The sequence below is a fragment of the Photorhabdus machadonis genome (assembly GCF_052657765.1).
Genome location: NZ_CP199761.1, coordinates 1863490 through 1875447, shown reverse-complemented (window position 1 = coordinate 1875447; position 11958 = coordinate 1863490). Strand labels below are relative to the sequence as shown.

Below are 11958 nucleotides of genomic sequence, written 5' to 3'. Positions count from 1 at the left end.
ATTGTTATTTTGGATAATCAATACCACCAATGTGCTAATTGCCAGGCAAGGCGTGCTGCTGCCTTTCCCCCGATCCCTTGAATATCAAATGTTGGATTGAGTTCTACCAAATCAGCCGCCTGTAATTTACCACTCTGACAGATTGGCTGAATCAATTGCAGAAGACGCTCCAATGGTAGCCCCAGTGCCGCCGGCGCAGAAACTGCCGGCATCTGATAAGCAGGCAATACATCAAGATCGATTGTCATATAAATCAAATCAACTTGCTGGAGTGTATCTTGTATCTGTCGCTGCACTTTGTCCAGCATGGCTTCACGACATTGATTATCCCAGATAACCGTAACGTTTAAGCGGTTTGCTTCATCTACCAATGCCTGGGTATTAGATGCCAAACTTGCGCCAACACAAGTATAGTGAAACTGGCGTTGGTGTTGCTGACAATATTCAGCAAGTTGACGAAAGGGTGTGCCGGAAGTCGGCTGGGGCGATCGCCGTAAGTCGAGATGAGCATCGAAGTTAATAATACCTATGCGTTGATGTGGGAAAGCATCATAAATCCCAACACCATGAGCAAAAGCGGTTTCATGTCCACCACCCAACACCAGGGTACGCACATTCTGATGCTGGCATTGAGTAATTGCATCAGCCAGGGCTTGTTGAGCCTCACTCAGTTGATTGGGATTAGCGCGAATACTTCCCAAGTCCACTAATCTGTCATGCCCTTTATGGCTAGCCATATTGGCCAATGCCTGACGCAAATAATCAGGGCCTTGATTAGCACCTGGCCTACCCTGATTGAGTTTTACCCCTTCATCACATTCAAACCCCAACAACGCAATAGAGTGAGGAAATTCTTCCGGCGTAAAATACGGGGACAATTTAACTGTTTGAAAAAGCCGTAGTGCATTCTCCGCTTCTGATAAATCATTTCGTCCTTGCCAAATAGTCGGTGAAGTGGCATGCCATAAATTCATTTGCTGTTCCTTATCTGCTGTGTATTGGAATGTGTAATAGTTCCACGAAATACTCGAGTATTCAGTTGGTTATGTCCAAACTCATAGAATATATCAACAGGATTTTCTGCATCCCAGACAATAAAATCGGCGTAAGCACCTGCACGCAGCTGTCCGTGACTCTTTTCCCGACCTAATGCACGTGCTGCATGTCGGGTTACACCTAACCACGCCTCTTCAGGAGTCAGCCCAAATTGGACACATGCCATGTTCATCGCCATACGCAGAGAAGCAAACGGGCTGGTTCCAGGATTAAAATCTGTAGATATTGCTATCGGTACATTAAATCGTCGTAATAAATCGACAGGTGGCCGTTGTGTTTCCTGCAAAAAGTAGAAAGCACCAGGAAGCAGAACAGCAACTGTACCACTGCGGCTGAGCGCCTCCACGCCTGCCTGATCCAGATATTCAATGTGATCAACGGAAAGGCCATGATAACGAGCAACCAGTTCACTCCCACCTAAATTGGATAGTTGTTCCACATGTCCTTTTACTGGAATATTCCAGCGCTCTGCCTCCTGAAAGAGCCGTTCGGTTTGTGTCAGATTAAACCCCACGCTTTCACAAAAAACATCTACGGCTTCGAACAGCTTTTTCTTCCAAAGCTGCGGCAAAATAACTTCACAAATCAGATTTATATAGGCATCAGGGTTATGCTTATACTCAGGCGGGCAAGTATGAGCGGCGAGCAATGTTGAGCTAATTTCTATCGGATTATGTTGCGCCAGGTTTTGTGCAACCTGCAACAGCTTTTCTTCGTTTTCCAGATTTAATCCATAACCCGATTTAATCTCAATAGTCGTCACGCCTTCGGCCATAAAGGCAGCAAGACGCTGCTGTGCGGAATGTTCAAGTTGCTCAAGAGAACTGGTTCGAGTCGCAGAAACTGTTGCATTAATACCCCCTCCCTGAGCACTGAGTTCAGCATAAGACATACCGTTTAAACGCTGCTCCCATTCATAAGCCCGGTTACCACCAAAAACCAAGTGGGTATGGCAATCGATTAAACCTGGGGTAATCAGACGTTGTTGGACATCCATTACCTGACAGCAGCTTGTCTGTAATGTTGCTGTGGGCAAAATCGCTAAAATCTTGCCATTGCGCACCAGAAGATCATGTTCTTTCAATAATCCGTAAGCTGTATTGATAGAAGGGTCCATTGTTGCCAATCTTGCGTTACGCCAGATGACATCAGTATCACGCAGTTCTATTACCATGATTAACATCCTATATTGGTCAGTACCTGATCAATCAGGTTCTTGGTTGTATATACATTTATTTTCCAACCAACAATAATTGTCAAATTATTTTGCTGACTTCCCAGATACACTTTCTTATCGGTGTTTTTAGACCACAAACCAAGTAAAATCAGGTTTCATTTAATATAATCAGGTACAATCGTTAAAAAGATGCAGTACACTTGTCACAAAATAGTTTGATTTAACTGAGCAATGATGAAGAATAAATATTCCCTAAACGAGGAAGAGATTAGCTTGTTTAAAGAATCGGTAGCAGGCACCAGACGCATAAACCAGGATACCGTCTTACATCCACCCAAAAGAAAAAAGACCAGCCATATTGCCCCCGAGCGAATACAGCAAGAGCAAATTGATGCAAGCTACTATTTTTCTGATGAATTTCAGCCCAACCTTGATACAGAAGGCCCTACCCGCTACGTACGGGAAGGCGCAAGCCATTATGAACTGAAAAAACTACGCCGGGGTGACTATTCGCCAGAGCTGTTTCTTGATTTACACGGACTAACTCAAATGCAAGCCAAGCAGGAAATTGGGGCGTTGATCGCGGCTTGCCGCCGTGAACATGTCTATTGTGCCTGCGTCATGCACGGCCACGGGAAACACATTCTCAAACAGCAAACCCCGCTATGGCTGGCCCAGCACCCAGATATCACCGCCTTCCACCAAGCACCGAAAGAATGGGGTGGCAACGCCGCATTATTGATACTTGTCGAACTTGATGATCTCATATATCGCTGAATCATCAGGCCTTTGTTGCCAATTGTGACGGACTGACCTGCCAGATAAGAGTTCCTTTGCCAGTTTGGTTGTCTAAATCCACACATGTGATTGCAGACGTTGCAAACATCGGTGGTGTTTCTGCCGGACATAACTCAGCAACCAAATAGCCGACTAACGGTAAGTGGGAGACAACCAAAACAGCGTTATATCCTTGTTTAGCAAGAACCTGTAGATAACTGCTAACCGTAGCAGCATCACCTGATGGCGTTAATCCTGGCAACACGTCTTCACCAGGCGGTAATAATAAGGATTTGCGAACAACCTGTAACGTCTGTTCAGCGCGAATATAAGGACTCACCAATACGAGACCAATTTGAGGCTCCTGCCGGGCCAACCAACGAGCCATTTCTTGTGATTCATTACAGCCACGAGGAGTGAGTTGCCGGGCTGCATCGCTGATTGCATCCAAAGCCGCGTCGCCATGACGCATAATAAAAACTTGCATAATCCACCGTATAAATGAGTTAGCGCAGTTAGCTTACTAATAATAAATATCAGTAAGCTAACCTAAGTTATACAATAAAAACTGTTATCACAAAAACATTTCAGGTATGGTCAGCAGGCATTCTACTCAAAACAAAAATAAATAAAATGTTAAAAGAGATCTTTTTTATTCAAAAATATTAAAGATGATTCCGGTGCCTAAACGACACCGGGATCAATTTTTTCATAAATATAATATACCCGTCATCTTTCAAGTTGCCTCTTTGTTGGCTGCACTCGCTCACCCCGGTCACATAGTTAGCTATGCTCCCGGGGATTCACTCCCTTGCCGTCGCGATGCATCTTGAAATCTATTGGGTATATAGGTTATTACGGATAGAAATTTTTATTCTGTTCAGCCATTTTCACTAAGTGATCACAAGGGACAAATCTATCTCCATGCTGACTTTCCAGCCTGCGTAAAATCTCCACCACTCTGACACAACCCAAACTATCGATATAGCGGAATGGACCACCAAAAAATGGTGGAAAACCAATGCCAAATACCGCACCAATATCACCATCACGCGGGCTTCTAATAATCCCTTCATCCAAGCAACGAACCGCTTCATTAAGCATCAGCATCACACAACGCTGAGCAATTTCTGAAGAGATCATACGCGACTCAGGTGTTATATTCAGCAAAGTATAAACTGAGCTATCAACCTTTTTGCTTCTCTTACCAAACTGCCAGAATTTTCTGGCCTCTGATGTATATAAATAGAAGCCACGGCCATTTTTCCTGCCCTTACGACCGTCTTTCAGTACCGCATCAAGAGATTCAGGTGCAGCAAAACGCAGCCCTAGCTGCTCTACCAGAATCGGCATAATTTTGGTGCCAACATCAATGCCGACTTCATCTAATAAATTGATCGGCCCGACCGGAAAACCAAAATTAACCAGAGCCTTATCTATATGATCAATCGGTTCTCCTTCTACCAGGCAATTCGCGGCTTCACTGATATAAGGAACAAGGATCCGGTTCACATAAAATCCGGCTTTATCACCGACCACAATAGCGGTTTTACCCTGTTTCTTTGCCAGAGCAACCGCAGTAGCAATCGTTTTTTCACTGGTTCCTTTGTGTGGAATAACTTCCACCAAAGGCATTTTATCCACTGGGCTAAAATAATGCAGACCAATAACCTGCTCTGGTCGTTGAGCTTTTTCTGCAATCTGATGGATAGGCAGTGAAGAGGTATTGGATGCAAATACGGTTTCTGGTTTAGTATTCGCTTCAATTTCCGCCACCATTTGCTGTTTCAGTGATAAATCCTCAAATACCGCCTCAACAACAATATCTGTCTGTTCGAAACCACGATAATCCGTCGTTCCCGAAATCAGCATCATCTGTTGAGCACGCTCTGCCGAGCGTAATCGTTTTTGCTTCACCCGTTTAGACAATAAATCCCAAGTGTACTTTAGTACCTGACTAATACCCTTTTCATTAATATCTTTAATACGCACCGGGAGTTTGCCACGGGTGGTTGTTACATTCGCAATTCCCCCTCCCATCAAACCACCACCTAATATACCAACCCGTTCTATTTTCGCTGGTTTCTCTGATGAACCCGTTTCATTTTTCAGTGAAGTTGCAGCAAAAAACAGATTACGTAAAGCGGCAGATTCCCGTGTCATCGCCAATTCACCGAATGCCGTTGCCTCAGCCCGTAAACCTTGGGTCATACCTTTCTCAAGACCTTCTTTGACAACAGCAATAATTCGCTCAGGAGCCGGATAGTGCCCACGAGTTTTCGCCAACGTCTTTTTGCGAACAATATTAAACAAAAAATATCTTCCCATCGGCCCAACTAACAATCGCTGTTGCCATGGCAAAGGTTTACGCACCGGAATGCCTTTTTTAACTTTTTCAACAGCGACTTCCAGCAAAATATCCAACGGCACCGCGTCGTCCACTACACCGAGCCGCAATGCCTGTTTCGCCCGTAATTGCTTGCCTGTCAGAATGATATCCAGAGCTGAACTGACACCAATTAATCTTGGTAACCGCTGAGTACCCCCTGAACCCGGTAATAACCCAAGTTGAACTTCAGGTAATCCAAGACGGGTTTTATCATCCAGTGAACAAATACGCCAATGACATGCAAGCGCCAGTTCCAGACCGCCCCCTAAACAAGCACCATGAATCGCCGCTACAACAGGCAAAGGGTAATTGGCTATTTGAGAAAACAATTTCTGGCCCTTTTCAGCCAGAGCTTGTGCCTCTTCTTTGGTTTTACACCCGGCGATCATGGAGATATCAGCACCGGCAATAAAAGTATCCGGCTTACCAGAAATCAAAATTAACCCTTTAAGGCTAGAAGATTGTTGAGCCTGCTTGAAAACATGCAGAAATTGATCAACAAATTCTGCTTTCAGCGTATTTACCTTTTCTCCTGGAACATCAATAGTAATAACACCGATCTTGTCCGGCCTTATATCAAAACTGAAAACAGCAGCTGTCTGTTTTGCATCCGCAGTGATGGTTGCAGCGTCATGCTGAGACTGAGTCATTATTCCACCTCCAATACCATAGCTGTGCCCAACCCGCCAGCAGCACAGGCAGTCGTTAACCCTAATCCGCCGCCACGACGACGCAACGCATTCAACACCTGCGTCACCATACGAGCGCCTGTTGCTGCAAATGGATGTCCATAAGCAATTGACCCACCCAAAACATTAAATTTATCCATATCGACTTCACCAATTGCCTGAGCACGCCCTAATTTATTACGGGCAAATTCATCACTGGCAAACATTTTCAGGTTTGCCAGTGTCTGAGCAGCAAAGGCTTCATGCATATCAATTAAAGTCAGATCTTTCAGCGTAATACCTGCACGATCGAGCGCTATTGGCGTCGCGTATGACGGCCCCAGTAACATATCCTGCCAAACATCAATTGCTGAGAATGCATAACTACGTAGATAACCAAGCGGTTTCATTCCCAACTCTTTTGCCACTGATTCACGCATCAATATGACTGCCGCTGCGCCATCTGTCAGCGGTGTACTGTTTGCGGCAGTGACAGTACCGTACTTGCGGTCAAATGCCGGACGCAGCTTCGCATAGGAAGTTAATACTGAATTTGTACGAATATTATTATCTTCAAGCAATGCTTCACGGTATGGCGGGAAATGAGCAGCCATGACTTCATCAACCAACAATCCCTGTTCCCAGGCTTTTGCTGCCAGAACATGGGATCGGTGTGCCAATGCATCCTGATCTTCCCGGCTGATACGGTAAGTCTTCGCCATTTGTTCTGCGGTATCTCCCATACGCAGACCTGTGGAATATTCCGCTACCGCCGGAGATACAGGCAATAAATCACGAAATTTAAGGCGGCTAAGTAACTTAAGACGCTGTGATAAGGTTTTCGCCTTATTCATATCCACAAGAGTACGAGCCAAGGATTTAGTCACGCCAATAGGCAGTACAGAAGAAGAATCCGCTCCACCAGCAATTCCGATATTCACCGTGCCGGCCATAATGCTTTCAGCCACATTGGCAATCGCCTGAAAGCTGGTCGCACATGCACGGGATACACTGTAAGCATCAGTATTGACACTCAACCCAGCACCAAGAACGATTTCACGGGCAATATTTGGCGCTTCAGGCATTTGCACTACTTGCCCAAACACCAGTTGATCAATCTTTTCAGGGGGTAAACCACTCCTGGTCACCAATTCGCTGACGACTGATTTACCCAAATCCACAGCCGGTATGCCGTGATACGATGTTGCCTGTTTAGCAAATGGAATTCGTAGCCCGCTGACAATAGCGATACGATCACCTTGCTGTGTCACTTTTGTTAAAGGACGACTCATAACGGCTCCTGAAAGATTATCGTTAACTCAATCAAATTACTGAAAAAATTTTTTAATCGACCTGGACAGGTCTGACCTGATAGATCATTGTTAGCGTAATGTTTATAAATAGCAAACCTGAATAAACTAAAAATGAGAGGGAGCGCAACTTTAATTTATTTAATGGCTAAATAATTTCAATGCTTCTTAGAGCATGTTCGCAAGCGGTAAAAAAAGAAATAACAAGAAGGAAGGTCTCAGTAAAACACCCCGCTATTTATTCAAAACAACCACGCAGTAGCCAAGCTGCGATTTCTTCTGCACCATACTGGTTCGTTACATCAGTCATATTTTCATTCCCCAAGTATTAATAACTCATCTTAATATTTTATCCCCCTTACCACCGGAGAACCAGCGCCTACCCTATATAAGTATATTTATCTCGTTGAAATTTGATCTCGAAAAATCATTTTTAAACGTTTTTATTAACACTCGAAAATCATTTTTTTGTTAACTGAGTCGCGTTTTTGATATCAATTTGGTCATATTTTAAAAACATTCTTGCAACACCAACTGTTATCAGACCTATACTTCACGACTGGTCTGATTTGTCATCAAGACAAACCGACTCTACAATCCTGCGCTCCTTGCTAAGATAAGTGGCATAGTTAAATAATAAACAAGAGGGTTTTGGTCATGAACCAGAAAAACCTGTTCACCCGTTCAGCATTAGCGGTTGCAGTGGCTATAATTTCATCCAACGCTGGCGCTGCTGGTTTCCAGTTAAACGAATTTTCTACTTCGGCTTTGGGCCGGGCTTTTTCCGGGGAAGGCGTTGTTGCTGATAACGCGACTGTAGGCAGCCGTAACCCAGCAGCAATGACTCTGTTTGATCGCCCATCGTTTTCTATTGGTGCCGTCTATATCAACCCAGATGTTGATATTACCGGTAAATCGCCAATGACGGGTAAAAGTACCAACGCAAAAAACATTGCGCCTACCGCGTGGATACCTAATCTGCATTTTATTATGCCGATTGATGATCAATGGTTTGTTGGTACTTCGGTCACCACTAACTTTGGTCTGGCTACTGATTTTAGTAACAACTATGAAGCAGGCCCTATCGGCGGTAAAACTGATCTGACAACGTTGAACTTCAACCTAAGCGGTGCGTATCGACTGAACGATAACTTCAGCTTTGGTTTAGGACTGAACGCTGTTTATGCTGATGCAAAAATCGTCCGTCATGCGGGCATTCTGTCAAATAAACTGAATGGCCTCATAAAGCCAACAGATGAAGTCGCTAATCTGTCAGGTAAAGATTGGGGCTATGGCTGGAACGCAGGCATCATGTATGAAGTGGATGAAAATAACCGATACAGCCTGACTTACCGTTCTAAAGTTAAAGTCAAATTTAAAGACGGTGACTATAAAAACGACATTCCTCCTAAGATAGGAAAAATCGCGCAATTACCTGCCACCGGCGGCCAAACCATTGGCGGTAAATTAAACCTCAATTTACCAGATATCTGGGAAGTTTCCGGTTACAACCGCGTAGCACCTAAATGGGCTATCCACTATAGCTTGGCATATACAGGCTGGAGTGAGTTTAGTGAACTGAAAGGAACCAAAAATAAAGACGGTTCAGTCCTGTTCAGTAAACATGAAGGTTTTAAAGATGCCTACCGGATTGCTTTAGGGACAACTTATTATCACGATGACAACTGGACATTCCGTACTGGTATCGCCTTTGATGACAGCCCGATTCCTGCTGAAAACCGTTCTATCTCTATTCCTGATCAGGACCGTTTCTGGTTGAGTGCTGGTGCAACTTACGCGTTTAACAAAGACATGTCTGTTGATGTAGGCGTTTCTTATATGCATGGTCAGAAAGTCACTGTTAAAGAGAAATTGTCTGAAAAACCTGATCCAGCCAATAAGCCATATGAATTTGATGCAAAAGGTTCTGCCTGGTTATATGGTGTAAACTTCAACTACGCATTCTGATAATATGTAGTGCCTAAAAAAGGATAGTCTGCTGCTATCCTTTTTTATTTATAGCGTTAAACCAGAAGCAACTATCAATCAATACTGTCCAACTCATCCTGTAATACTTCAGCATTTGGATTTTTCGTGGCTTCCAGTTTACCGTCACTTGCCATAAAATCATGGCCCTGGAAATAAGCCTCGCGCATCATCAGGTATGGATCTGATGAATTCTTCAACAAGCCATCAGAATCCAGTAAACGAGCACGAGTTTCAATACCTTCAAATACCCATTTACCGGCTGACATCCAGATATTCAGATAACTTAGCATTGGGTAAGTCATATCAGCCCAATTTCCCCCTTCATCACGTAGAGTGAAACTGCCATAGCCCGGCAATACGGTATAAGGACCATATCCCACATCATAATAGCCCAGAGTACTACCAAAGCGTTTTGACTCTTCTTTTGCCAGCTTAGGGTTTGCCATAGTTGCGACATCAATCAACCCGCCCATCCCAAAAAGGGTATTCAGGAAAAAACGATTAAAATGTTTCATTCCCTGATATGGGTTACCACGTAAGAAACTGTTTACCATGCTAGCCGGCTCTTCAAGATTACTTAGAAAATTACCCAAACCATTTCGAGCAGGCATGGGTACATAATCGTGCCACACTACCGCAACCGGACGTAGAATATAAGGATCAAGAACATCATAATTAAAGTTGAACATTGTACGGTTAAAACCTTCCAGAGGGTCTGAACGCCCCTGCTCAACAGTATTAGATGAACTAGAACATCCCACCAGTAATGCGGCTGTAAGAACGATTCCACCCAAACGATACGTCATACATTTCTCCAAGCAATAACTTCTTAGATCCGGCAAATCAATTTGTGCATTACCCACCGACGATCATCAATAATATAAATATTACTGACAATTCAACTTGAATGGTACTCAATTTGAGTGGTTGTTAAATAGGCAAACAGTTCATCACGCCTTATCTTAGGAAAGAAAAACAGTTATAATGCAGATATTGTCCCCTTAGTTAAATGGATATAACAAGCCCCTCCTAAGGGCTAATTGCAGGTTCGATCCCTGCAGGGGACGCCAGAAGATTACCTCACCAACTGTAATATAATCTCATTTTTCTTTTATAAATAATAAGATAGATTAATAACCTCATGTTCTTGGTATGAATTCCAAACAATATCCTATGAAAATAGTATAGCTGGGATTGGGTTAAAATATAGCCAACTCATGTTAATAGAAACGCTATTTGCAGAATTTATAATCATATGCAATTTCTAATTATCCCGAAAGTACAAGTTAATGTATTACAGTGGTATATGAATAAATCAGTAATCTTTTCATATGTAAGTTAATATTTTCATATAATGACTTAAATACAATCTTGTATTTAAGTCATTAATATATTTTTAAAATCATTTAATTAATAATTTTAAATCAATCATATGAGAAATAATTTTAAATTATTAATTTAAAAAACAAAATCCAACAAAAACACAAATCATACTAAAATATTCACCCGCAAATTAATACGTTAAAAAACAATAAGTTATATTTTAAGAGGTTTTAATCAGATATATACAATCACTAGTTTCAATGTGTATATATCTGTCTTTATAGCTTAATCAATCAATGAGAGTTGTTGCCGTAAATATGTTCCTGAGCCTAATAATCCAGGTTGTGGATGAGTAATCAGATAAACAGGAATCTGTTGTACTAATGTTTTAAAGCGCCCTTTATCCTCAAATCCATAAAGGAAATTCGATTGCTTAAAGAAATCAAAAAAACGCGGCACTATACCACCAGCGATATACACACCACCAAAAGCACCCATATTTAAAGCTAAATTCCCGCCAAATCGCCCCATAATTTCACAAAATAGTATCAGGGCACGATGGCAATATTGACAACTTTCATCCAATGCTCGTTGCGTCACTATTTTTGGTTCTAACTCTTCCGGCTGACTCTGATCCAAAATTGCAATGGCCTGATAGAGATTCACTAATCCACTACCGGACAAGATTCTTTCTACCGAAACATGCCCCAGTTTACGACGTAAAACAGCTAATATTGCATCTTGCTCTTCACTATTCGCTGCAAAATCGACATGACCACCTTCACCAGGTAAACTTATCCATTGCTTGCCTGCTTTTATCAAATGAGCCACACCAAGACCAGTTCCAGCCCCATAAACAGCAATTGGTTTATCTTTAACCGCTTTTCCCCCTCCCAACTGAACTTTGTGTTCCTCTGTCAGCATAGGGATAGCCATAGATACGGCAGTGAAGTCATTAATAACATCTAATTTTTCTAGCCCAAGCACCTGTTTCAGCTCACTAATAGAAAATGCCCATTGGTGGTTAGTCATTTCCACCCAATCACCATTTATCGGGCAGGCAATAGCGATACAAGCATAAGTTATTATTACTTTTTGCTCAGCCAAATAGTGGCTGATAATAGACTCCAACCCAGCGTATTGTTTTGCACTATATGTTTTAATCTGGTCAATAGCACCGTCTTTCAAATTGCAAAGCGCTAATCTGGCATTCGTACCACCAATATCAGCCACTAGTCCGTAGAGATTCATTTTTATATCCTAATAATT

The 11958-nt window shown here is 42.7% G+C and carries 9 protein-coding genes and 1 tRNA gene; 3 read left to right on the top strand and 7 right to left on the bottom strand.

The genetic code is table 11. From position 1 onward, the window contains the following. Positions 1-17: 17 nt before the first annotated feature. Both hutG and hutI read right to left on the bottom strand, forming a co-directional pair. Complete coding sequence (gene hutG / locus ACUN2T_RS09275; protein WP_445497218.1) at positions 18-974, bottom strand: formimidoylglutamase; 957 nt, start codon at positions 972-974, stop codon at positions 18-20. After that, positions 971-2230 carry an imidazolonepropionase gene (gene hutI / locus ACUN2T_RS09270; protein WP_445497217.1) on the bottom strand — a complete coding sequence of 420 codons (1260 nt, stop codon included), beginning with the start codon at positions 2228-2230 and terminating at the stop codon, positions 971-973. Before hutI ends, hutG begins: the two co-directional genes overlap by 4 nt. 237 nt (positions 2231-2467) lie before the next feature. Between hutI and smrB the strand changes: the two genes are divergently transcribed. After that, positions 2468-3010 (top strand): endonuclease SmrB, encoded by a 543-nt coding sequence (smrB, locus tag ACUN2T_RS09265; protein ID WP_445497839.1) that lies wholly within the window; start codon positions 2468-2470, stop codon positions 3008-3010. A 4-nt stretch (positions 3011-3014) separates the two neighbouring features. Here smrB and sixA read toward each other — a convergent pair whose 3' ends face one another. The 3 genes from sixA to fadI all read right to left on the bottom strand — a co-directional run bounded on the left by sixA (position 3015) and on the right by fadI (position 7359). After that, entirely contained in the window at positions 3015-3497 is a 483-nt protein-coding gene (gene sixA / locus ACUN2T_RS09260) for a phosphohistidine phosphatase SixA (protein ID WP_445497216.1), read from the bottom strand. Positions 3498-3865: 368 nt separating this feature from the next. Further along, positions 3866-6049: a fatty acid oxidation complex subunit alpha FadJ gene (gene fadJ / locus ACUN2T_RS09255; RefSeq protein ID WP_445497215.1), complete on the bottom strand. Its 2184-nt coding sequence runs from the start codon at positions 6047-6049 to the stop codon at positions 3866-3868. Then, on the bottom strand, positions 6049-7359 hold the full coding sequence (gene fadI, locus ACUN2T_RS09250; RefSeq protein WP_445497214.1) for an acetyl-CoA C-acyltransferase FadI: 1311 nt from the start codon (positions 7357-7359) through the stop codon (positions 6049-6051). The genes fadJ and fadI overlap by 1 nt, the downstream gene beginning before the upstream one ends. A 675-nt stretch (positions 7360-8034) precedes the next feature. Here fadI and fadL point away from each other — a divergent pair. Beyond that, positions 8035-9345, top strand: a complete 1311-nt coding sequence (gene fadL / locus ACUN2T_RS09245; RefSeq protein WP_445497213.1) for a long-chain fatty acid transporter FadL — start codon at positions 8035-8037, stop codon at positions 9343-9345. 74 nt (positions 9346-9419) lie between these two features. Here fadL and mlaA read toward each other — a convergent pair whose 3' ends face one another. Then, entirely contained in the window at positions 9420-10172 is a 753-nt protein-coding gene (gene mlaA, locus ACUN2T_RS09240; RefSeq protein WP_445497212.1) for a phospholipid-binding lipoprotein MlaA, read from the bottom strand. Positions 10173-10361: 189 nt separating this feature from the next. Between mlaA and ACUN2T_RS09235 the strand changes: the two genes are divergently transcribed. After that, positions 10362-10436, top strand: a tRNA-Arg gene (locus ACUN2T_RS09235). A gap of 538 nt (positions 10437-10974) precedes the next feature. Here ACUN2T_RS09235 and glk read toward each other — a convergent pair. Continuing rightward, on the bottom strand, positions 10975-11940 hold the full coding sequence (glk, locus tag ACUN2T_RS09230) for a glucokinase (RefSeq protein WP_445497211.1): 966 nt from the start codon (positions 11938-11940) through the stop codon (positions 10975-10977). Positions 11941-11958 lie beyond the last annotated feature (18 nt).